19 protein-coding genes and 3 pseudogenes are annotated in these 22,692 nt (G+C 62.7%); 15 read left to right on the top strand and 7 right to left on the bottom strand.

What is annotated here, in order from left to right; genetic code table 11:
* The 3 genes from AC1DBQ_RS12505 to AC1DBQ_RS12495 all read right to left on the bottom strand — a co-directional run.
* The coding region (locus AC1DBQ_RS12505) for a hypothetical protein (protein WP_476928800.1) at positions 1-285 on the bottom strand (285 nt) is incomplete at its 3' end.
* 343 nt (positions 286-628) lie between these two features.
* Positions 629-2,023 (bottom strand): plasmid pRiA4b ORF-3 family protein, encoded by a 1,395-nt coding sequence (locus AC1DBQ_RS12500; protein ID WP_476928799.1) that lies wholly within the window; start codon positions 2,021-2,023, stop codon positions 629-631.
* Positions 2,024-2,536: 513 nt separating this feature from the next.
* The gene (locus AC1DBQ_RS12495; RefSeq protein WP_476928798.1) at positions 2,537-3,292 is read right to left on the bottom strand and encodes an IclR family transcriptional regulator; all 756 of its coding nucleotides are present in this window, start codon (positions 3,290-3,292) and stop codon (positions 2,537-2,539) included.
* A 239-nt stretch (positions 3,293-3,531) separates the two neighbouring features.
* Between AC1DBQ_RS12495 and AC1DBQ_RS12490 the strand changes: the two genes are divergently transcribed.
* The 7 genes and pseudogenes from AC1DBQ_RS12490 to AC1DBQ_RS12460 all read left to right on the top strand — a co-directional run bounded on the left by AC1DBQ_RS12490 (position 3,532) and on the right by AC1DBQ_RS12460 (position 13,210).
* On the top strand, positions 3,532-4,389 hold the full coding sequence (locus AC1DBQ_RS12490; protein WP_476928797.1) for an isocitrate lyase/PEP mutase family protein: 858 nt from the start codon (positions 3,532-3,534) through the stop codon (positions 4,387-4,389).
* On the top strand, positions 4,390-5,649 hold the full coding sequence (locus AC1DBQ_RS12485; protein ID WP_476928796.1) for a 3-isopropylmalate dehydratase large subunit: 1,260 nt from the start codon (positions 4,390-4,392) through the stop codon (positions 5,647-5,649).
* Positions 5,646-6,212 carry a 3-isopropylmalate dehydratase small subunit gene (locus AC1DBQ_RS12480; protein WP_476928795.1) on the top strand — a complete coding sequence of 189 codons (567 nt, stop codon included), beginning with the start codon at positions 5,646-5,648 and terminating at the stop codon, positions 6,210-6,212. Before AC1DBQ_RS12485 ends, AC1DBQ_RS12480 begins: the two co-directional genes overlap by 4 nt.
* 52 nt (positions 6,213-6,264) lie before the next feature.
* Positions 6,265-7,596 carry an MFS transporter gene (locus tag AC1DBQ_RS12475; protein ID WP_476928794.1) on the top strand — a complete coding sequence of 444 codons (1,332 nt, stop codon included), beginning with the start codon at positions 6,265-6,267 and terminating at the stop codon, positions 7,594-7,596.
* 409 nt (positions 7,597-8,005) lie between these two features.
* Complete coding sequence (locus tag AC1DBQ_RS12470; protein WP_476928793.1) at positions 8,006-9,577, top strand: FAD-dependent oxidoreductase; 1,572 nt, start codon at positions 8,006-8,008, stop codon at positions 9,575-9,577.
* Between the two features lie 313 nt (positions 9,578-9,890).
* Positions 9,891-11,303 carry an FAD-dependent oxidoreductase gene (locus tag AC1DBQ_RS12465; protein WP_476928792.1) on the top strand — a complete coding sequence of 471 codons (1,413 nt, stop codon included), beginning with the start codon at positions 9,891-9,893 and terminating at the stop codon, positions 11,301-11,303.
* Positions 11,304-11,658: 355 nt separating this feature from the next.
* Positions 11,659-13,210 (top strand): annotated as a pseudogene (locus tag AC1DBQ_RS12460) (IS1634 family transposase).
* A 71-nt stretch (positions 13,211-13,281) separates the two neighbouring features.
* Here the strand turns inward: AC1DBQ_RS12460 and AC1DBQ_RS12455 are convergent.
* Positions 13,282-13,539: a hypothetical protein gene (locus AC1DBQ_RS12455; RefSeq protein WP_476928791.1), complete on the bottom strand. Its 258-nt coding sequence runs from the start codon at positions 13,537-13,539 to the stop codon at positions 13,282-13,284.
* Between the two features lie 223 nt (positions 13,540-13,762).
* Between AC1DBQ_RS12455 and AC1DBQ_RS12450 the strand changes: the two are divergent.
* Positions 13,763-14,066, top strand: a pseudogene (locus AC1DBQ_RS12450) (DUF4193 domain-containing protein).
* Between the two features lie 36 nt (positions 14,067-14,102).
* Here the strand turns inward: AC1DBQ_RS12450 and AC1DBQ_RS12445 are convergent.
* Positions 14,103-14,321 (bottom strand): annotated as a pseudogene (locus tag AC1DBQ_RS12445) (cyclase family protein); the annotation flags it as partial.
* Positions 14,322-14,510: 189 nt separating this feature from the next.
* Between AC1DBQ_RS12445 and AC1DBQ_RS12440 the strand changes: the two are divergent.
* From AC1DBQ_RS12440 to AC1DBQ_RS12430, 3 genes are read left to right on the top strand one after another with little or no spacing between them, the layout of a single operon-like run.
* A complete protein-coding gene (locus tag AC1DBQ_RS12440) occupies positions 14,511-14,879 on the top strand; it encodes an IS1096 element passenger TnpR family protein (RefSeq protein ID WP_476928802.1) in 369 nt (122 codons plus the stop codon).
* A complete protein-coding gene (locus AC1DBQ_RS12435) occupies positions 14,863-15,072 on the top strand; it encodes a hypothetical protein (RefSeq protein ID WP_476928790.1) in 210 nt (69 codons plus the stop codon). The genes AC1DBQ_RS12440 and AC1DBQ_RS12435 overlap by 17 nt, the downstream gene beginning before the upstream one ends.
* Positions 14,976-15,485 carry a DUF5956 family protein gene (locus AC1DBQ_RS12430; protein ID WP_476928801.1) on the top strand — a complete coding sequence of 170 codons (510 nt, stop codon included), beginning with the start codon at positions 14,976-14,978 and terminating at the stop codon, positions 15,483-15,485. Before AC1DBQ_RS12435 ends, AC1DBQ_RS12430 begins: the two co-directional genes overlap by 97 nt.
* Before the next feature lie 244 nt (positions 15,486-15,729).
* Here the strand turns inward: AC1DBQ_RS12430 and AC1DBQ_RS12425 are convergent, their stop codons facing one another.
* Complete coding sequence (locus tag AC1DBQ_RS12425) at positions 15,730-16,623, bottom strand: DeoR/GlpR family DNA-binding transcription regulator (RefSeq protein ID WP_476928789.1); 894 nt, start codon at positions 16,621-16,623, stop codon at positions 15,730-15,732.
* A 172-nt stretch (positions 16,624-16,795) separates the two neighbouring features.
* Between AC1DBQ_RS12425 and galT the strand changes: the two genes are divergently transcribed.
* Genes galT through AC1DBQ_RS12405 form a run of 4 tightly spaced genes read left to right on the top strand, consistent with a single transcriptional unit; the run spans position 16,796 to position 20,913 of the window.
* Entirely contained in the window at positions 16,796-17,950 is a 1,155-nt protein-coding gene (gene galT / locus AC1DBQ_RS12420) for a galactose-1-phosphate uridylyltransferase (protein ID WP_476928788.1), read from the top strand.
* Entirely contained in the window at positions 17,947-19,119 is a 1,173-nt protein-coding gene (gene galK, locus AC1DBQ_RS12415) for a galactokinase (RefSeq protein ID WP_476928787.1), read from the top strand. The genes galT and galK overlap by 4 nt, the downstream gene beginning before the upstream one ends.
* Entirely contained in the window at positions 19,116-20,129 is a 1,014-nt protein-coding gene (gene galE / locus AC1DBQ_RS12410; protein ID WP_476928786.1) for a UDP-glucose 4-epimerase GalE, read from the top strand. The genes galK and galE overlap by 4 nt, the downstream gene beginning before the upstream one ends.
* Before the next feature lie 13 nt (positions 20,130-20,142).
* Positions 20,143-20,913 (top strand): LacI family DNA-binding transcriptional regulator, encoded by a 771-nt coding sequence (locus AC1DBQ_RS12405; protein ID WP_476928785.1) that lies wholly within the window; start codon positions 20,143-20,145, stop codon positions 20,911-20,913.
* Positions 20,914-21,567: 654 nt separating this feature from the next.
* On the opposite strand, the gene pyk is transcribed toward AC1DBQ_RS12405, so the two are convergent.
* Positions 21,568-22,692, bottom strand: a 1,125-nt coding sequence (pyk, locus tag AC1DBQ_RS12400; RefSeq protein ID WP_476928784.1) for a pyruvate kinase, incomplete at its 5' end; no start/stop codon positions are given.

Genomic DNA, 22,692 nt, shown 5'->3' with positions numbered 1-22,692 from the left:
GTTCTGCGTCAGGAGGCTGATCTGGTAGTCACGCTGGCGAGGGTCGACGTGCGCCGGCAGGTGATGCGACTTGGCGCACGCACGAAGCTCTCCCATGGCGTCGGAGTCAGTCTGTGCGCGTGTCACATCGAGTTCCAGCGACAGTCCGGAGGCGAGCGAGCTGGCGCGCTGGACCACACCGTAKAGGCCATGGACGTTCTGAACCGTCACGTGGCCCTGGACCTTGACGTGGGCMTTGGCGCCATCGAGGTCCACACGGACCAGCACCCGCAGCTTCTCGTTCACACAGTTCTCCGCTCTAAAACGGGGCCACCACGCTGTGGCCCCCGACAACGATAGACGCAATGTGACCTGGATAACAACAGATCAACCTGAACGGGGCGCAACCGTGCGGAGGGATGACGGCCGCGGCGCGCACGGCCATTAAGGACTCCGGGGCAGTGCACCGGCGCTTMCGTCCACGTTCCGGGCGGCGAGGACAACCTGGGATACGGCCTGAGGGTTGGCCCAAGCAGGTCCGTCCGGGAACGGCTGGTCATAGCAGCCGCGGAACGCGGGGAGCTTCCTCGATCAGCCGTAGGCGTAGAGTCGATGCCCGGACAGGAAGGCTCTGGAAATTTTCGGCCGTTTAGGAGTGAAGGGCCGCGCGGGCGAAGGCCTGCCCTCGCGGGGTGACTGTACTTGCTTTCGACCCGTCGCGGTCGCCTAATATGCCGAGGTTCAGGAGCGCTGCCCGGGCATCGTAGAGGAGATCCTGGACGGTTTCGGCCGGCAGCTCGGACCCGGTCCGGGTCGTCCAGCCAAGCACGCTGAGCCCGAAGGCGATGGCCTCAAGATAGTCGGCCCACGCTGTTCGTTTCCCGGCGGCGACCTCGAGGAGGAGCAGCAGGACGGCGTCCCTTTCGGAGTCATGGMTGTGCCGGCAGGCCATGGCCCGGGCGAGGAAAAGCCACAATCCCGCAGGGTTGTCCAGCAGCCGTTTGACGGCGGAGGTGAGGATGAGCCTGCCTTTGATTTTGCGGATMAGGCCGAGCTGCTGGGCGCTTTCACGCAGCAGGAGCACGGGCAGGGTCTGGTCCTCGCGGTTGGCTTTGCCGATCCAGTGCCGGGCCCAGCCGAGTTCGGTCATTGCCTCGTGCACCACGGTAGGCGGCAGCCAGCCCGCAGCGGTGAGGGCCAGGCCGTCGGGCCCGATGCGGCGGGCGAGCCAGCGGTAAGGGGCGGTCATCGCCTCGGCGACCTCTGCTTCCACCAGCGCGGGACCGTCAAGGCCTGCCCCGCCCAGGTAGGAGCGGAACTCGCGGCGGATGCCCGGAGGCAGCCGATGCATCAGTTCCCGGAGCACTGACTGGCTGCCGGGTCCGGGCTCATTGACAGCTGGGGGGAACAGGAGAGCCAGTTCGTTGTTCACGGCCTCGATGTCCAGCTGCGCCGGGTCGAATTCCTGCCACGGCCCGACCGTCCAGGCGACCCATGCCTGCAAGTCATCGTGCTCCGCATGGCCGGGGTCAGCGAGGGCGTCCAGCAGGTCCAAGTAGCCGCCGATACCGCCGGAATCCTCCAAGGGCGCCCGGCGTGCCCCGTCCACGAGCCGTGCCCKCGGGGCATCGGCAGGCGCGGGGARGMATCCGGTGAGTTCAAGACGGTGGATCCAGCTGTCTCCGAAGTCATACTCATAGAACAGGGGACCCGACTCGGGGGTCAGGACCTGGCCCAAGGCGCACTCTGCCTCGGGCAGGTCCTCGTCACTGTCCTCCAGCAAGTCCTGCGCTACCCAGCGCCGTGGTTCACGCACACGCCCGTTGACGGCACGCAACCGCACAAAGGGGTCGGTGTCGGTGAAGGAATGCAGATGCGCACCCCGCCACCCAACAGCGGCTTGAAGGATGTCGTGAATCCTGTCCAAGGTCAGCGAGGAATCGACCTCAAGGACCCGCCAAATGGCCGGATCGCTACCTACGATCKAGACCTTCACCCGCAGCAGAGTGGGCCTGGCGTCTCCGTCAGAAACTTGTTTCGTCACGGCACTATCCTGCCAGCCCCAGTCATGTGGGGAGTTTCAGAGACCGGAGCTTTCGCCGAGCTGAGCTCGGCAGGCTATCGTCAGGGTTGGTTCTGAGACCTTCTCTAGTCATTGTCAGAAAAGCCCGAATCAAACCCTATTCTGACAATCATTCGCCCACCTGCCTGACTTCAGCTTGGGGTGTGCTCTATCTGTACATGCGCGCGGATCCCCTCCTCCCAGAGTCAGYTATGCGGCCGCTGCCACATCGGGCGAGTCACTAGCACACCGGCTGTGAGTCGGATCTTCGCTGACYGATAAAGAAACCAAACCAAGCGCAAGGGGAACTTTGGCTGATTTGATTGATAGTGCCATGGCTAGCATCAGCTGAGGTTCCTTGATGGTATTGGACCTGCAGGTCAGCCATGATCACTTCTAAAGGGACACCCTTTCAGCTAGTCGTCAAGACTCGGTGATTGTTGGGTGGACTATGAGTTCATAGGGCCCTATCAGTCTTCCCACGCCATCAATCGGTCACTGAGCGAGGGCTTGCGCGGCTTCCTCCGCCGTCATTTTGACTGCGTTCGTGCATTTTTGGGCGGCTGCTTTCGAGAGTCTGGCGATGGGAAGGGCGACCACGAATGCCGCCCGTTCTCCATCGATCACGCCAATTGATGCAGCGAAGGCTGCAACGCCTGGCTCRCTTTCCCCAAAGTTGGTCGCCACCCGTTGACGTCGAGTCTTGATAAGTTCCTCATGAAGCCGCTTTAGGTCTACCGGCAGGGCAGCGCCTTGCAAGTTCTCCAGCTCAACCTGATAGCGCGCATTGACGTCTTCGGGGGGAAGCTCGGCAAGCATGGCCTTACCGGCCGCGGTGACATGGGCCGGCAAGCGGACACCATTTCGGACGCCGAATCGCAGGGAGTGCGCGCTTGCTTCGATACCGTCAAGATGATTGACCTCGGTGCCAACCAGCGCCGTAATGTGCACAGTCTCTCCCACCCGTTGGAACAACCGTTCCAGAAATGGGCGGGCCCGGGTGCGGAGGGGCKGGACGGATTGAGGGATACTCGGCCGCAGAAGCGCCGGCCCCGGTTCGTAACGMTTGCGCTCACCCTGCGTGACGAAGCCGTCGCCCGCTAGCGTCGCAAGGAGCCGCTGGGCAGTGGATGGGTTCACATCCAATATCTTTGCCGCATCGGTAACACTCAAGGAGCCCGTTTCGGCCACGACCTTCAGCAGTACCAAGGCCCGGTGCACGGACTCCACTCTCTGTTCTTCATTGCGCATCACGCAATTACTATAAATCTAATTGCGCATGACACACAAGTGCCCCTACCATGCTGTTACGGGGGTCACACAAAGCAAGGCTTTATCACTCTTATGAGCACCCGACATGCAGGCGGCATGCAGGCAGCTCCACAAGATGATGCACGCCCGCACTCTCAAAACTTCATGTGGGGTTCCCCTCTACACTCACTCGCGGGTTTCCCGCCACACACTTACGGCGAAAGGCAAGGAAAAGAGCGTTGCGCAACTTTAGAGAAGTCCTAAGCAAACAGCAGACGGTATACGCCCCGGGAGTATGGGACGGCCTGTCCGCCCTTTGCGCCCGCGAAGCAGGATTCGAAGTTCTCTGCTCATCAGGCTTTGCGCTGAGCGCCTCTCTCGGGGTCCCCGACGTTGAGCTCTACTCATCAACGGACGCATTCCAGGCAGTTGCCAGAATCCATKAGGCGAGCGGTCTGCCCGTTGTGGCAGATATTGACACAGGTTATGGAAACGCGGTGACGGTCATGCAAACGGTGCGACGGGTTCAGGCGGCTGGGGCGTCGGCGTTTTTCATGGAGGATCAAGTTTCGCCGAAACGGTGTCCGATGTCTCATGCTGGTGCCGCCGACGTTATCCCGCTGGCCGAAGCGAGGGGCAAAATCCGCGCGGCAGTCGAGGCAAAGCATGACTCGTCGCTCCTGATCGCGCGCACCGATACGCAGGGCGATGAGGCCCTTGGGCGAATGAAGCACTTTCTGGCAGACGGCGCTGACCTCGTTATGGGCACCACCAAAACTTTCGCGTCGGTGAGCGAATGGCGGTCAGTGGGGGAGGAGCTTGGAGACCGCCTGGCGTTGACAATTGTCGCCGGCACCTGGCTGGCCGAGGACTTTGATTTGCTAACCCTCCAGGACTGCGGCGTCAGGATTGCGGTCCTTCCTACGCAGGCAATTCTCGAGACGAGCGGCCAGCTAGTGGAGACTTTCAGMCGCTTGGTTCGGGCGCCGCAAAGCGGTGGTCGTGAAATGGAACGGGCAAAGTTCCTCGATCTCGTCGGGTACGACTCGGCTGACCGTGCCTTGGCCGCGTATGGGCCTGAATCGAGGGCGATCTAAATGGGCATGACCGTGGTCGAGAAGATCTTTGCGCGCGCCAGCGGACGGCGGACGGTTCGTGCGGGGGACGAAGTCCCGGTTCGGCCTGACCATATGATCGCCTACGACTTCCCAGGCGTTGTGGACCGCTTCTTCGCTCAGATGAACCAGCTGGATATCAAGAATCTGGACGATCCCGATCGCTACGTAGTGTTYGTTGACCACATGTTGTCCAAAAACAACAAAGCTGAGCATGACCTTCGAGAATCGACAAGAGATTTACATACCCGATGGGGGTTCAGGCTCCATGAGAATGTCGGCATCGGCCACCAAGCGATGCTTGAGTTGGGCTATGCCAGGCCTGGCGCTCTCTTGGTGCACCACGACGGACACGTCTCAGCAGCTGGCGCAGTGGGAGCCCTGGGCTTTKGGGTTCGCCGTGACTTGATCGAGGCCTGGTCAACGGGTCAGATACACCTTCGGGTTCCACAGGTCGCCGAGGTATGGCTTCTAGGCGACTTCCAGCAAGGGGTTGACGCAAGAGACCTACTGCATCACCTCATTGCAACGGAAGGTGCGTCCGGTTTTCTGGGTTGCGTTATCCATTTCCGTGGTGAGGCAGCGGCCCGGCTGTCGGTCGACCAGCGGCTAAGCMTCTGCAGTATGGCGATGTTCACGGGTGCCGATTCGGCCATCTTCGACTCGGATCAAAAAGCCATCGACTACGTCACTGCCCGATCGGACCGCGGTGCGTGGCTGCTCGAATCGGATCCGGACGCCAAGATTCTGAAGTCCATTATCATCCAGCTTGATCGGCTCGAGCCGCAGATCGTCCGGCCTGGTTCGGCCAAGGCAGACCACACGGTAGCGGTCCTTCAGGATGTCGGTACAAAGATCGACCGCGCGTATATAGGGTCCTGCTCCTCAGGACGCTTTGAAGACCTGGAGGCCGCGGCACAAGTCTTGGAAGGACGAACCGTGGCACCGGGTGTGGAGCTGCACGTAGTCCCAACCTCCACTGAAATCCTCGAAAAGGCCCGTGCCACCGGTCTGCTCGACGTCTTGGAACKAGCCGGAGCGCGAATCCATAAATCCACCTGTGACTTTTGCTTCGGTTACGCCCAACCTCTGTCCGCCGGTCAAGTATGCATTTCGTCAGGAGTCCTGAACGTTGCGGGTCGGATGGGCAGCACCCAGGCCGGGATCTTCCTTGCCAATCCGTACACAGTGGCCGCATCGGCCGTGGCCGGAAGCATCGCGGACCCGAGGGAGTTCCTGTGAACCATATTGGAGTTCAGATGGAGCCCGGGCAGACAGTGGTCCATGGACGCGTAGCCTGGATTTTTGAAGACGACTACGACGTGGACATGATCGTCGGCGTCGAGAACATCAAGACCTACGACCCMGATAAGCTCCTACCCTTTCTGATGGCGACCCACGATCCCATGTTCACGGCGTCAGTTCGACAAGGAGACTTCCTCGTGGGCGGCCGTAACTTCGGATATGGCCATCCTCACTATCAGGGCATGATCGCAATGAGGCATGTAGGAATCAACACCATCGTCGCCGATTCATTCGCCTCAGGGTTCCACCGTGGCGAAGTCGCAAACGGGATGCTATTGATCGAGTGTCCCGACATTTCCCGCCATGCTTCTCGTTGGCAGGACCTCGAAATCGACCTAGGCACGGGAACCCTTCGTGGACCTGACTTCTGTTTGCCGATTGTGCGGCCAAGCGAGCGGACTCTCATGAGCTGGCAGGCCGGGGGCACGTTCAATCTCCTGGCCTCGGAACTCCAGAACGCGTCCAGGAGCATCACCCCGTATCCACAACATCATCAGTGAAATAGACCCTTGTGCATCACCTACACCAGCTACAAATCAAAGGAGATTTRGCGTGGAAACTTCAAATTCGCCGGCTGAGCTAGATTTGAGCCCTGATCAGCGGAAGCTGATGCGGCGCGCCACTATCGCAGGTGGCGTCGGTACCTTGATCGAATACTTCGATTTCGCCGTMTACGCGCTCGTGGCGGTCTATATCGCGCCGAAGTTCTTTCCGGGCGAGAATGCCCTCGTAGGCCTGCTTCTCACCCTCGGGATTTTCGCGTCGTCCTACGTCGTCAGGCCCTTGGGCGGCTGGTATTTCGGCCGCCTCGGTGACCGGCAAGGACGCCGTAAGGCCCTTGTTATCACCATTGTCACCATGGGGATGGCGACGGGGCTGATCGGCGCCCTGCCCGGCTACGATGTCCTCGGCGTCGCCGCCAGCATCCTGCTGCTGCTCCTGCGGATAATTCAGGGATTCTGTGCAGGCGGTGAGATTTCCGGTGCCGCAACGTACATCGCTGAGACCGCGCCAGCAAAGCGACGCGGGTTTTACACCTCAGCCATGGCGATGGGCTCGGTTGGCGGATTCGCTGCTGCCTCGTTTGTCTGCGGTTTCGTCGCCATGCTTCTCCCGGCGGACCAGATGGCTTCATGGGGCTGGCGTATCCCCTTCCTCATCGTCGTACCGTTAACACTGCTTTGCCTTTACTACCGCCTCAAGATCGAAGAGACACCCGAATTCAAGGCACTCCCGAAGTCCCATGTCKCCCGTAGCCCCATGCGGGAGGTTCTGAGCAAACACCCGAAGAAGGTACTGAAGGTGTTCTTGCTGGTCCTCGTCATGACAGGCACTGGAAATATAGCGAATACCTACTTTGCCACCTTCCTGATCAACAACCGGGGTCTGGGCTCTTCTACGGTGTATTGGACGATCGCGATCGGAACCACAGTTGTGGTGCTGTCGTACCCGCTGGTTGGAATACTGAGCGATCGTCTGGGACGCAAGCGCGTGATAAGGACGGGCTACGCGCTCTTCATATTGGTGGCTTTTCCCGTTTTCCTCACCTTGGACAACTCCACGAACATGGTGATGATCGGGGCGGCTTTCGTCCTTTTCATGCTGGTACACGCACTCACGACCGTGCCCGGCTACATCTTGTACGCAGAGATCATGCCCCGCAACGTCCGCTATACAGGCCAGGCGTTGGGAATGAATCTCGCCCTTGTACTCACGGGAGTCGCGCCGCTCTTTGTCGCGCAGATCGTCGGGGTCACCGGAACCATCACGGTCCTCACATGGTGGGTTTTGGGACTCATGGCAATCGGCTTCGCGACCATCTCCACAGTGAAGGAGACCGCACACGACCCGCTCCTGGAAGAGGCCGTCCCAGTAACGAAGTAGCCAATGCAACCGGACGGGCATCATCGTGGCCACAGCGGCCATGCTGTTCGGACTCAGGTGCAACCTGCCCGTACGGCACCTGCTGATCTGACCGTCAGCGCCGCTTCAGGATCAGGGCAGCAGCGCCGGGACAGGCAGCCGCAGGACAGGTGCTCGCTCACTTCGTGGAAGATTCGTTTCGGCACAGTTCCTGCTGCGTCGCGGAGGAGCCCAGCCGAGATCTGTTTCTCCAGCACTAGAACTACCAGGCGGGACCACTGCACCTCATCGAGGACGCCCTTACTGCCAACCTGTGAGTCGAATCTGACGATTTTGACTCTCCCAGAACACAACCACCTTGGGAAGTGATGCGGCTTTTGCCTTCGGTCATCAGCTCAAGAATCCCAAATTCCCTCGTGAAGGAACAAACATGGACAACATCACAGACGTCTTAGTAATCGGAGGAGGTGGCGCCGGCATGTGTGCGGCCATCTCAGCGGCAACTAGCGGCGCCCACGTACTCATTCTTGAAAAGTGCCCGAAAGTGGGCGGAAGCACCGGCATGTCTGTCGGTTCGTTCACTGCAGCTAATACCTCGTACCAGTATCGGGACGGCGTCAATGACTCCATTGATMTCTTTATTGAGGACATGAAGGTTGCAAATGGCGCGGATGAAGGGCGTGAGAACAAGGAACTACGGCGCATTCTTGCGGAAAACGCTGGCCCGACAGTTGAGTGGCTTTCMAGCATCGGGGTTCAGTTCCTGGGCCCGACTCCGGAACCGCCGTACGAAAAACCCCGCATGCACAACGTCTTACCCAACTCATCCGCCTACATCACCGCGTTGGTGCGTGAGTGCCGCAAGCGCGGGGTTCAGATAAAAACGTCCATGAGAGTCGAGAAGCTCCTCCGCAACAGTGCTGGCGAAGTAATAGGTGCCCGTGCGAATGGACAGGATTTTCTCGCCCGTCGCGGTGTCGTCCTGGCAACCGGTGATTACTCCGCCGCCAAGGATTTCAAAAAGGMATTCTCAGGAGAGGCCGCCTCCAACGTCCAGCCCGTTAACCCCGACAACACAGGCGATGGATTCCGTCTAGGCAACGATGTCGGCGGCGTCTTGACCCAGATGGATCGTTTGTATGAGGGCTTRCGCTTCGCACCCTCAAAGATTCCTGACCCAATCAAGATGCTCCCCTCACATCCCGCGATCTCCAGAATCATGCGTTTTGTCGTTKAGCGGCTGCCAAAAAATCTGCTGGCGTATGTCCTGCGTGGGGCCTTGACCAGTTGGGTGGGGCCCAATAACAGCATGTATTCAGCTGGCGCGATCCTCGTCGACGGTCGAGGCAAGCGCATAGCCAATGAGGACTCGGACAAGGAGCTGGCACGCGGCGTAGCTGCCACAGGCAACGCCGCATACATGGTCTTCGATGCCGCCCTGGCAAAGAAATTCTCCGCATGGCCCAATCCGGTATCGACATTTCCCGGGGTCGCCTACGCGTACGTGCAGGACTACAAGCGCTACCGCCCCGACGTATTTCACACGGGGAACACGCTTGATGAGCTGGCCCGTGCCGCCGGCATCGATCCCAACGGATTGCAGACCAGCGTCGAGGCAGTCAGACGCTATTCGGCTAAAGGCCTCGACCCTGAATTCGGACGCCAGAAGTTCGGCATGGGAATCAGCGAAGGACCCTACTATGCCCTCGGCCCGATGCAGGCGTACATAACACTGGCCGACGGAGGCTTGGTCGTGGACACGCACCTGAGGGTCACCACCATGGAAGGACACGCAATCCCCGGGCTATGGGCGGCCGGATCCACAGGCCAGGGCGGCCTTCAACTCCTCAACCACGGCCTACATATCGGATGGGCTATGGTCTCCGGAAGAATCTCCGGACGCCACGCGGCAAGCTCACCTGACCGCACAGACCTCACACTCGTAGGTGACGTCGAATCTGTGCTCTCGACTCCCGTCGGGAGTCTGACAGTAGCGCCCTGAAATCCACAAACCCCTTTTTGGTTCCACGGCTGAAGCGCGCGACTCACGGACGCCGAGCAACCCTGCCCATGTCCCGTCTTGCGGATCAGATGCTGACATCGGCAGGAAGGAAAGCGCAAGGGATGCGTCCTCTACAACTCCGGACGCCACAGAGGTAGCAAACTCAGCTTTCAAGCCTCCGCCCCTCATCGATGGGGAGAGACTCTCGAAGAGCACGGAACGAGTCCGCAGTTGATCGTTTGTCCAGAGGGCCGCTGGCAGCAGCGCACGCGCCTGCTTGACTTCCAAGATTTAGAAAGAGAAATCCATCAGCATGAACTCAATCCTTGAAACAATCCCTGAATACGACGTCGTCGTTCTAGGTGCGGGAATCGCGGGTCTGTCCACATCGGTGGCCGCAGCCCAGGCCGGCCTGCGAGTGGCACTGCTGGAGAAAACCGTGAATGTCGGAGGTTCCTCCGCGATGAGCGGCGGATTCTTCGCCTTCTCCGGGACTGATGAACAGGCTGCAGCCGGGGTGGAGGATTCCGAGGAGCTGTTYCTCCACGATCTGCTGGAAGTCGGTTCACACGCCAATGACCCGAAACTCCTGAAGGCCTACCTTAACAACCAGCAGGCAACGTACCAATGGCTCAAAGACCTCGGCATCACCTTCTCCACCCTTGAGCTGAGCTCCGGTCAATCGACTGCCCGCTCCCACCTCTCGCCCATCAAAGACTTTCTTGCCAAGCTTCAGGCCTCGCTCGCCGAGCAGGGTGGAGCGTTGTTCACCGAACATGCCGCCACAGCCCTGACAAGGGACGGCAGCGGCAGAGTGAACGGCGTCACCGCCCTAGGTCCCGATGGTGCCATCAGTTTCAGAACACGCGGCGGTGTYGTGGTCGCTTCCGGCGGTTTCAGCCGCGGGACGGATCTGCTCCGCATCTTCGCTCCTGAGCAATTGGCTGCCATCCCTTATGGCGGCATCGGCAACACAGGGGACGGATTGAAGATGGCCTGGAAGCTCGGCGCAGGCCTCGCGGACATGGCCTACATTTCCGGAACCTACGGATCGCACCCGGACACAGGCATGGAATTCCATGAGCTCCTTACCGCCTACTACATGGGTGCCATCATTGTGAACAAGCACGGCCGCAGGTTCACGGACGAATCCCAGTCGTACAAGACCCTCGGGTCCGCCACTCTKGCTCAGCCCGAGGGCCTCGGCTTTGAAATCTTCGACTCCGCCGTGCGGGCCCGCTCGCACCCCGGCGTTCCACTGAACGACATCGGCTTCCTCGAAGACATGGGCCACGTCATCAAGGCCGATTCGCTTGAGGAACTCGCGGCAGCGGCAGGCATTGACGCCGCTGGCCTGCTGGCCACCGTCGATGCGTATAACAACGCCGTCGCCGGGCGGGTCGAGGACGAATTCGCCCGCACCGGCCTGTGCAATGGTGTCGGAGAGCTCGTTCGCATCATCGAGGCACCCTTTTATGCCTACCCGGCGAAGACCCTCATGACGACCACCTACTGTGGCATCACCATCACCCCGGAAGCCCGGGTAACGGCCGTTGACGGCGACATCATTCCCGGCCTCTACGCCGTCGGCGAGGTCACCGGCGGCTTCCACGGCGCGGCCTACATGACCGGCACCTCGTTGGGCAAGGGCGCTGTCTTCGGCCGCATCGCCGCCGAAACAATCGCCCAGGAAATGGCCGCCGGCCCAGGCGAGACATCAAACTGAAGGCAGTCACCGGGATAGGGTCGGCGGCAGCACAGAAAATCAGCTGCCGCCGGCTCCAGCCTTGTCATACCCGAGGCCGGGACGAATACGCAATAGACCCCGCTCACGGAGTGCTCCGGAGCATTGCCTAAGGTCAGGTACTCTGTGCGTCTGTACGCAGCTACMCGGCAGCCAGTAAAAGGCTCGAACCCTTTTCGMTTTACTTGGACGGGCMGCTCTTGAACCGCTCAGCAACCTTCGAACTGACTTGGCTCACGGGTCGTGGCCTCGGGGTGGGCCGTCGCTCTGACCTGCGGTGATGTCGGTGGAATGGTGCTTTTTCACGCACTAACKGGTTTTGTTCTAGTGTCGCGGTGTGGTGTTCATCAGGCGGGTCCGGACGGCCTCGGGGGCTACGGCGGTGCAGATTGCCGAGTATGTGCGCGGTCGTCAGCGGATCGTTGAGCACGTCGGCTCGGCGCATACCGAGGCCGAGCTCCGCCGGTGAAAGGCCTGATTGTCCCTGTCGGACCAGGCTTGTTCGAGCCGGCCGGCGCGGTGGCGCCGGCAGGTCGTGACGGTCCGGGGCGCGTGGTGGGAACGGACTCGCGGATCCTGTTCGACGCGTTGGCCGCCGTGTTCACCGCGCTGGGCTTCGACGGGCTGGGCGATGAGGTGTTCAGGGACCTGGTGATCGCCCGGGCCGTGGAACCGACCTCGCTGCTGGACGCCGGCCGGGTCCTGCGGGACCTGGGCCGGACCCCGGCCAGCTACGCGACCATGAAGCGCACCCTCGGCYGGGCGGCTGCGGACAAGTACCGCGACCGGATCGCGGCCTGGTGCTTCCGGCACGCCAGCACCAGCGGGGATGTCTCCCTGGTGCTCTACGACGTCACCATGCTCTATTTCGAGGCCGAGAAGGAAGACGAGCTGCGCAAGGTCGGGTACTCCAAGGAGCGCCGGGTCGATCCCCAGATCGTGGTAGGTCTGCTCGTGGACCGCGGCGGGTTCCCGCTGGAGATCGGCTGCTTCGAAGGCAACAAGGCCGAGACMGCGACCATGATCCCGATCATCAGGCAGTTCCAGGCCCGCCACAACCTGGCCGACATGGTCGTCGTGGCCGACGCGGGCATGCTCTCCGCTGGCAACCTGCGCGAGCTGGACGAATCAAATTTGCGCTTCATCGTCGGGTCCCGGATGACGAAGGCCCCGGCCGACTTGGCCTCACACTTCCGCTGGCACGGCGACGCGTTCACCGATGGGCAGCTGATCGATACGGTCACGCCCCGAACCGGCCACACCAAGGAGAACAACCCCGAATTGCGTGCCGAACCCGTCTGGGACCCCGCCACGCATCCCGGCTCATGGCGGGCGGTGTGGGCCTACTCCCGCAAGCGAGCCGTCCATGACGCCACCACCCTCACTGCCCAGGAGAACCGGGCGCGCGAGGTCATCGAGGGACAGAAGGCGGCCCGCACCCCGCGCTTCGTCAAGACCGCCGGCGGGAAACGCAGCCTCGACGAGGCACACTGGCACGCGCCCGGCAACTGGCTGGCCTGAAAGGCTACGTGACCAACATCCCCGCAACCGCCATGGCCGCAACAGAGATCATCGGCTCCTACCACGAACTGTGGCACGTCGAGCAGTCCTTCCGGATGACCAAGACAGACCTGCGGGCCAGGCCCATGTTCCACCGCACCCGCGACGCGATCGAGGCCCACCTCACGATCGTGTTCACCGCACTGGTCGTCTCCCGCACAATCCAGAACAGAACAGGGCTCGCGGTCGCCAACGTCATCAAACAACTCCGGCCCCTGCGCTCGGCCACCATCGCCATCAACGGCACCACCCAGAGATTCGACCCCGCCATCCCTACCGGACAGCAAACAATCCTCGAKGCCATCCACCGCTCAAAATTCACGCACTGAGCAAATGAGCCAAGTCAGGTTCGAGGCCCCCGTGGGCGACTTCCTGGCCTTAGCGGCCCCTTTGCCCATGGTCAGGGCTGCGCGGGGTGGGTGGCCTCGCTGCGTTCCGCGGCGACCCGGCCCCGGACCTGTGATTCGTCGGCCCCGCTGACAGCCAATGAAGCGGCGAACGCGTTTTGCCGTTCCGCCGAACCGTAGTCGCTGGCTGAACTAGTTTCAGCTTTAAGGCCCTGGTCTTTTAGCCGGCTGCTGTCGTTGCCGGTGACACGGTTCTCGATCTCACGGCCGACGCTCCATGCGGGCGAAGAGTTCCTTCTCTGCCGGCTCATATCGCTGCTCTTGGGATGACCACATGTCGCCCTTGAAGCCACCCTCCGCCAACAGCTTGGCTTCGTGCAGCCTCTTGGCGGGGTCCMCAGTGTCTCGGGCCAAGACCGGGACGAGTTGCCGGCCCCCACGTGGCCTGCCAGTCCACGCCACACGGGAACACCGGGACCCCGGCATCCGTTTCATTCCCGTCCGCTAAGAACGCCAGAAAGGAGAATGAGCCCAGTGGCAACCGATTACGACGAAGTACGTTCCGACGTCAAGGAATCACAGGACCGTTCCCTCGAGGCGCTGCAGTCCGCAAACGCCCCGGATGCCCGCAGCGTCGTCCGCGACCTGGACGAATCCGATGCATTGGACGACACGATGACCCCCGGCGGGGGAGTTTGTCGCCGAGGAACTGATCGTCCAGGTCATTCCCCAGGCCGAGGACGAGTTCACCGGCTACTCCTGTTTCCTGGTCCGACACCGGTCGCAGCTCGCTCGCCAAAGGAACGGACACTCTTACTGCATCGAGTGCGAAGGCTAGGACGACCCGGCTCCGCTGAGCAACGCTCAACCTGGAGAAATAGCTTGAAAATCCGGTTCGCAGGAGCAGGATGTCGCCTGGCCTGAAAGTGATTCCTTGGCGTTCTCGAGCGGCTTCCAGATCCTCTACTATGATGATTTCAGGACATCTGCCGCTTCCTGTGGAACAACCACTTCTCGGCCATCGCGTCCGACAACCTGGCCGTGGAGGTGTGGCCAGCAGATTACTCGCCTGACGCTTTTCCCTTCGGTGCACTGCACAACATGATGATCGGCCAGCTGGGCCTGGCACTTGGCGAACTGTGGCAACTGGACGCCCTGGCCCAGGACTGCGATCGTGACGGAGTGTATGAAATGTTGCTCGTCAGCTCGCCCCTAAATCTTCCGGGCGGCATCGGTTATCCTGCAAACGTCATGGTTCTGAAGTCACCACGCCCGGCGTGGCCTGCTGGAGGACTCCGGGGGATTCCCCGGGTACAAGGAGATTCTGGACGTACTCGCTGACACTTCACACAAGGACCACGCCGATATTTCGGCATGGGTGGCCGATATGACCGRCACCGACGGGCCTTTCGATCTCGGCTTCCTGGATATTGCTGCGGCAAACCGGGACCTCGCGGCACAGATCACGATTGCCGCGAGCTTGGGGGACGCGACCGAGAAATTCCTGGCAACCATCCCCTTCCCCTGTTCATTAGGGACGGATACTGATGGCCACCGCGAATCCGGTGTCTTCAGCTGGAAACAACCACCTCTTGKGCGCCGTAAAGGCCCCCGACCACCATGCAAGGACGATCATGCCCACCGCAATTGAAGCCATCGATATCCACGTGACCAGCCGACACTCGCTCGATGAACAGCTTGAGGCAGCAGTCAAGGACCTTCAGGAAGCCGCAATGCTCACGGGAACATACGGAATCCTGGTCACTCGCAACAATCCCGGACGCTACACAGCCGCGCTYTCGGACCAGGTTCCATTCGGAATGACCCGCGAACTCGTCCACTAAAGACCACGCCGCCCTGCGAGCAGGACAGCGAGGAAACTGAGCCAGAACGGAGGCACACAAATGGATCCGACTATTGGGGCGAACTGTTGAATCGMGCCGCGGTCGATGTCTACCTCATGGACGCCGGCCTCMGGCCGCGGCCAAGGGGGTATGTCTGGATGCTCCTCGTTCCGGACGGGCATACGTCACCCGAGGCTTTCCTTGCTGACATTGATAACTGCAATCATTCGAGCAGCAGGCTCCCTTATTCATCCAAAGCAGCTGCGGCCGATATTCGCAGCCGTTCTCCGAGACTTCTACGCCACGGGCAGCTGACGAATATCGCCGCTTGGGAATGGGTTTCCTGTGCCGGACGGCTTGACCAGACTGATCGATCAGCTGTGGCCTCGGCCGCTGTTCCGCGGCACCTCTAGCTGGGTCACCGACGAGTATGCGGGCGCCTTCGTCCGTGCCGAGCCAGATACTTCGGGGTTTTCCTGGTCGCACGCGGCGCTGCCCGCCGATCCGTCGATTTCGAACCACAGACGGCTTTCCGTCCCGCTGATGTCTCCCGCCATACTGGGTCCGCCCGGGGCCTCTTAGGACGGGATCCATGACCGAATCACCTCGACCTTGCCACTGACAAACTCAAGTTTTGCGTCGCCTCGTCGAAGACTACTAGGGCGTCCGCCGCGACACTTCCATGGTCGACGGGCTCTGACCACCGCGATACGCGATGACGTCAGACCCTCGGTGACTGTTGCGATCAGGTCCAGCCCCGGCCGCTGCTCTTGCCGGGGTGCGTATGGCCGCCAGGCGCAACCGCCCCACACGCTCACCGAGGATCCGCCGGGCTTCGCCGGGCAGTCCCTGGTCGCTAATGAGCTCGTCMGCCTCATCCAGGCTGGCGATGGTGCTGATGCCGAAGGTTCCCCACTTCGTGTTGTCGGCCAGCACCACAACCCGGCGCGCTGCGGCCACGAAGGCCCGATCCGTCTCGGCTTCCAGCAGGTTCGGCGTGGTGAACCCGGCGTCGGCATCAACGCCATGGACGCCTAGGAAGAGCACGTCAAGGTGCAGCTGTTTCAGCGCGGAAGTGGCCAGCGGACCCASCAACGCGTCCGAGGGCGTACGTTCACCGCCGGTGAGGATCACCGTGGACGAGGAGGAGCCCTGATGGAAAACGTCCGCGATCCGCACCGAGTTGGTGACCACCGTGATCTGGGGTCCGGCCGAGAGCACCTGGGCCAGAGCCCAGGTAGTGGTGCCTGCGCTCAGCCCCACCGCCATGCCCTCCCGCACCTGGRCGGCCGCCTCCTGCGCAATCGCCGTTTTTTCCTCCTGAAGCTGCGTGACTTTCAGCTCGAAGCCAGGCTCGTGTGTGCTTACGCTGCCGGGCAGTTTGGCCCCGCCGTGAATCTTCTGCAGCGAGCCGGCGGCATCCAACGCGTCGATGTCGCGGCGAACGGTCATGGGGGACACCCCGAGCATCCGGGCGAGGGCGGCGACGCGGACGATCCGTTCGCGCTGGACCTCCGCGATGATAGCGGAGTGGCGGGCTGCGGCTAACATTCAGCATCCTTCGTGTGTGCGGCGGACAGGAGGCTGGGCGCGGTATCCKACGGCGGCTGCGCCGGTTTCCTTCTMCGTCATCCTATTCTTCTACAGGCATCCGACGACAAGCGGGAGTGGTTATTAATGTTCTMTATTGTTTGGAATTGTTTTTTTGTGTAAGAATTGGAGCATGACACGAACAACGATGACGCGGCTGGCTGATGGCCGGGAKATCCTCTACTTTGATGATGCCGGGTCGGCCGCGAGGTCCCCCGAATCCTTGGTGGACAGCCGGGATCTGCCCGTCCGCCCCGAGCYCGGTCAGCTGCGCTTCGATGCTCTGAGCCGGGAATGGGTGGCCGTCGCCGCGCACCGGCAGTCGCGGACCCACCTGCCGCCGGCGGATCAATGCCCGATCTGCCCGACGACGCCGGCCAACCAGACCGAAATTCCTGCTCCGGACTTCGACGTGGCCGTGTTTGAAAACCGCTTTCCCTCGCTCGGCCCGGACACCAGCGAGATCCCATCCGCACCGGCCTGGGGAACCGCAGGGCGCGCGGTAGGCCGCTGCGAAGTGGTGGCGTTCACCCCTGAGCACACCGGATCCTTCGCCGAACTGGGCTGGCGCCGCACCCGCACGGTGATTGACGCCTGGGCCCACCGGACCGAGGCCCTCAGCGCGCTGGCCGGCATCCGGCAGGTCTTCCCGTTCGAAAACCGAGGCGCTGACATCGGCGTCACCCTGCACCACCCGCACGGGCAGATCTATGCCTACCCCTACGTGACCCCCCGCGCAGCGGTGCTGGCGGCTGCGGCCGGCCTGTACTTCGACAACTCGGACGGAACCGCCACCCTGACCGCCTCCCTTTTGCAATCCGAGCGCAACGACGGCAGCCGCATGGTCCTCGAGGGCGAACACTTCAGTGCCTACGTCCCGTTCGCGGCACGCTGGCCGCTGGAAGTCCACCTCGTCCCGCACCGGCCGGTCGCGGACCTGGCCGCATTGAACGGGGCCGAACGTGACGAACTTGCCCAGCTCTATCCGGAGCTGCTGCGGMAGTTCGATGCCCTTTACCCGACGCCGACCCCCTACATCGCGGCCTGGCACCAGGCCCCGCTGGAGCCCGCCATGCGCCGGGCCGGTCAGTTGCACCTGCAGMTGACCTCGCCGCGCCGCGCCGCTGACAAGCTCAAGTACCTGGCTGGCTCCGAAGCGGCCATGGGCGCCTTCATTAACGACACCACACCCGAATCCGTCGCGGCCCGGCTGCGCGAAGTCGCCGGCGTCGCGACCGATGCTTCCCAAGACACGGCCACCCTCACCCCGGAAGGCGCCCCCGCATGAGCACCGACGCACGCACTAACACCCAGGTCGGTGATCTGGCGGCCCGCTTCKAGAAGACCTTCGGCGCGACCCCGGACGGAGTATGGGCCGCCCCGGGCCGGGTCAACCTGATCGGGGAGCACACCGACTACAACKAGGGCTTCGTCCTCCCCTTCGCCATCGACAAGAGGGCAAGGACGGCGCTCCGCCTCCGCGACGACTCCATCGTGCGGCTGCTGTCCACCGTCGGCGGCCAGGAGATGATAACGGCCGACGCCGCCTCTCTGGTTCCCGGCAGTGTTTCCGGGTGGGCCACATACCCCCTGGGCGTGGTCTGGGCGTTGCAGCAGCTCGGCATCKAGGTTTCCGGCYTCKATCTCCTGCTCGACTCCGACGTCCCGCCCGGCGCCGGGCTGTCGTCCTCACACGCGATCGAGTGCGCAGCAATCACCGCGCTCAACGATCTCACCGGTGCGGGACTCGGGGCAGAGGAGATGGTCCTGCTCACCCAKCATGCGGAAAACGGCTTCGTCGGAGCGCCGACCGGGATCATGGACCAGTCGGCGTCGCTGCGCGGCGCCAGCGGACAGGCCGTCTTCCTCGACTGCAGGGACCAGGCCGTGCAACTGGTCCCGTTMGCAGCGCGGGAGGCCGGACTGGTCCTGCTCGTCATCGACACCAAGGTCGCGCATTCCCACGCCGACGGCGGTTATGCCTCCCGCCGCGCTTCCTGCGAGCTCGGCGCCGAGGTCCTGGGCGTGAAGGCGCTCCGCGATGTCGCCGTCGCCGACCTCGAGAAGGCCGGCAGGCTGCTCGATCCGGTAACGTTCAGGCGGGTCCGGCACGTCGTCAGMGAGAACGACCGCGTGCTGAAAACCGTAGACACCCTCCAGAGCAAGGGCCCGGCGCACATCGGCGGGCTGCTTGATGCCAGCCACGCGTCCATGCGGGACGACTTCCAGATCTCCTGTCCGGAACTCGACCTGGCCGTGGAGACGGCCTGCAGTCACGGCGCCATCGGCGCGCGCATGACCGGCGGCGGCTTCGGCGGCTCGGCCATCGCCCTGATACCCGTCGCTTGCKAGCAGCAGGTCCGCGATGCCATCGTCCGCGCCTTCGCGAAGGCGAGATTCACCCGGCCGGACATCTTCACCGTCACGCCGGCCGCGGGCGCGGAACGCATCCGATGAGAATTCTGGTTACCGGTGGGACCGGGTACATCGGTTCGCACACGGTGCTGTCCCTGCACGAGGCCGGCCATGACGTGGTGGTAATAGATAACCTGGTGAACTCCAGCGAGGAGTCGCTGCGCCGGGTTGCAGAGCTCAGCGGGAAGACCGCGGAGTTCCACAGTGTCGATCTGGTGGATGAGGCCGCAGTKGACGGGGTGTTCGCCAACGGCGCGATCGAGGCTGTGATCCACTTCGCCGGTCTGAAGGCGGTGGGGGAATCTGTCCGCGAACCTCTGAAGTACTACTACAACAACCTGGTGGGCACCCTGAACCTCATCCGGGTCATGGACCGGCACGACGTCCGGTCGCTCGTGTTCAGTTCATCGGCCACCGTGTATGGGGAGCACAGTCCCATCCCCTACGTCGAKAAGATGGAAATCGGCGCCAACAACCCCTACGGCCGGACCAAGGAACAAATCGAGGATATCCTCTCGGATMTGGGCGACGCCGATCCCCGCTGGCACATTGCCCTGCTGCGCTATTTCAACCCGGTAGGTGCGCATCCGTCAGGCCGCATCGGCGAAGACCCGCAGGGCATCCCCAACAACCTGGTTCCCTTCATCGCCCAGGTTGCCGTGGGCCGCCGCGAGAGGCTCATGGTCTTCGGCGGCGACTACAACACCGCGGACGGCACATGCCTGCGGGACTACATCCACGTGGTGGACCTCGCCGAAGGACACGTCGCGGCCCTGGACCACATTGCCGCTCGGGCCGGGGTGCGGCGCTGGAACCTCGGCTCCGGCCGGGGCTCGTCGGTGCTGGAAGTCCTGCACGCCTTCGAAAACGCCGCCGGCAAACCAATTCCCTATGAGATCACGGCCCGCCGGCCCGGCGACCTGCCCGCTTTCTGGGCCGATGCCTCCTCGGCCCTGGCCGACCTGGGCTGGTCCACCACCAGGACCGTGGACCAGATGTGTGAGGACCACTGGCGCTGGCAGAAAACCAACCCCCACGGCTACAACGGCTAGGACGGAGACTCTCATGACCAACCCGGGCAGCGACCCGGCCACGGCATCTCAAGCGCATTCGGGCCAGACCCTGCAGGCCACAGGCATCCGGGACGTCGCTGCCGCCACCGGGGTGTCGACCGCGACCGTCTCGCGTGCCCTGCGCGGACTTCCCCGCGTTTCACCATCGACCCGGCAAAGAATTCTGACTGCCGCGGCCGACCTTGGCTACGTTGCTTCTACCGCAGCATCGGAGCTGGCACGCGCACGGGGCACCCGGAAGGCCACCCACCCTGAGCAGCTGCAACGGGTTGAGCCTCCTGCCTCGAAGACCGCAAGCTGCTCCCTGGCGGGGCCCTCCGATGTTTCCGATCACCCGGCGAAACCCAGCCGTGGGACCATCCTGGTTGTTATTGGGCCCCCGACGGATCCAGTCGAACCCGACGAGCCCGGGGCGCCCACCCGAGCGGAGATCGAGCGACTCGTCGAGCCGGTTGCGGCTGCACACGGCTTCACCGTCTGCCTAAAGTTCTGCACTGAAGCCGGCCTGATAGACACTCTTCGGGCCGCCACCGCCTCGGTCGTCGGGATTGTCATCAACACAGCCAGTCTCAGTCCCGTCCCTACAGAGCTGCAGCACGCGCTGGCCTCCGCGCATGTTCCCGCTGTCGAAATCGACGTCAACTACTACAGACAGAGGAGTATCCATGCCTCCTCTCCAATCTCCGGGTGTGCCGTCCTGATCTCCGGCGCGGGCATATACGGCTACAAACTGGCCATCGACTATCTGAGCACAGCCGTCTGACCGCGACGGGTCATGCGCGGCTCCATCATGTGACGCTGACCGCCACCGCAAAACCCGCTGTCGTCATTCCTCCGACGAGACAAGTCAGTGGCCCAGCAGACAGTTACACGGGCATCGTTGAATCGAGAAAGAGAGTTATCAAAATGGCCCTTCAATACCGCGTCCGAGAGGTGCATATTTCAAACCGCAACCAGCTCGAGKAGCTTTTGAATGCCGCAGAGAGAGAGCTGCGGCAGGCCGCCATCTTCGGCGGAACACATGGCATCCTGGTAACACGGCGCCGGCCTGATCTTTACGAGCTGGAACTMAGCGACCACGTCCCATTCGGCCTCACGTATGAAAGAGAGTCCGGGCACAAGGGATGACAGGGCATGGGTAGGGGGACTMCGGGAGGACACCCGAGCCTCCGGCCAGCCCGACGGGCAGATCCTATGACACGCCTTGACACCTGACGAAGGACGCTCAGCCCGCCGGCGCTGCGACTTTGTCGCCGGTGCCRRTTTATAGCCCCGGTTGTGACCGTTAGCCGGAAGGGGACTGAAATGTCTAATGCCCATCCGGCCTGCCCCCGGGCGGGAGCGTCTGGTCCGCCGGGACGCGCCCGGGAGCCTCCCTTTCCCTTTTCAACGTGATGCAAGGCGTGTTGCGAGTGAGTCAGGCCCCGGCGGGCCCGGGCGCCGCCCGGTTCTTTCTCTTCTTTTCAGGCCAGGGGCCGAGCTTGTCCTTGGTGACGACGTTCTCGCCGTGGCTGCCGGCGTCGGCGAGGTCGCCGACCTTGTGGACTTTCAGCATGTTGGTGGAACCGGCCTTCCCGGGAGGGGAACCGGCGGCGATGACCACCATGTCRCCGTCTTCGACGAGGTYCATCTCGAGCAGGTTGCGGTCAACCTGTGCGGTCATCTCGTCGGTGTGGCCCACCATCGGGACCAGGACCGGYTGGATGCCCCAGGTCAGCGCGAGCTGGTTCCAGACGTGCTCCACYGGGGTKAAGGCGAAGACCGGGCGGATCGGGCGCAGCCKGGAGAGGCGGCGGGCSGAGTCACCGGACTGGGTGAAGGTACAGATGTACTTCGCTTCCAGCTGGTCGGCGATCTCGACGGCGGCACGGGTGATGGCGCCGCCGCGGGTCTTGGGCTTGGTGCCCAGCGGGGGGACGCGTTCCAGGCCGTGRACCTCGGTGGATTCGATGATCCGGGCCATGACCTTGACCGTCTCGATCGGGTACTTGCCMACGCTGGTCTCRCCGGAGAGCATCACCGCGTCGGCGCCGTCGAGCACTGCGTTGGCGCAGTCGGAAGCCTCGGCGCGGGTCGGGCGCGGGTTGTCGATCATCGAYTCGAGGACCTGGGTGGCCACGATGACCGGCTTSGCCCARCGGCGGGCGAGTTCGACGGCGCGCTTCTGGACGATCGGCACYTCCTCCAGCGGAAGCTCCACRCCGAGGTCGCCACGGGCCACCATGATGGCGTCGAAGGCGTCGATGATCTCGGGCAGCTGCTCMACGGCCTKCGGCTTCTCGATCTTGGCGATGACCGGCACGCGGCGGCCTTCCTCGTCCATGATCTCGTGGACCCGGACGATGTCCGAGGCATCSCGAACGAASGACAGSGCGACCATGTCCACGCCGCGGCGCATSGCCCAGCGCAGATCGTCCTCGTCCTTTTCGCTCAGCGCCGGCACGTTGACGGCCACGCCGGGCAGGTTGATGCCCTTGTTGTTCGAAACCCAGCCACCGACAACCACCTGGGCAACGACCTTGACGGCGTCGACCTCGATGGC

Source organism: Arthrobacter sp. 10T413_2 (genome assembly GCF_056394205.1).
The sequence above is the reverse complement of the archived record's forward strand: the minus strand, read 5'-3'. Positions and strand labels throughout refer to the sequence as shown.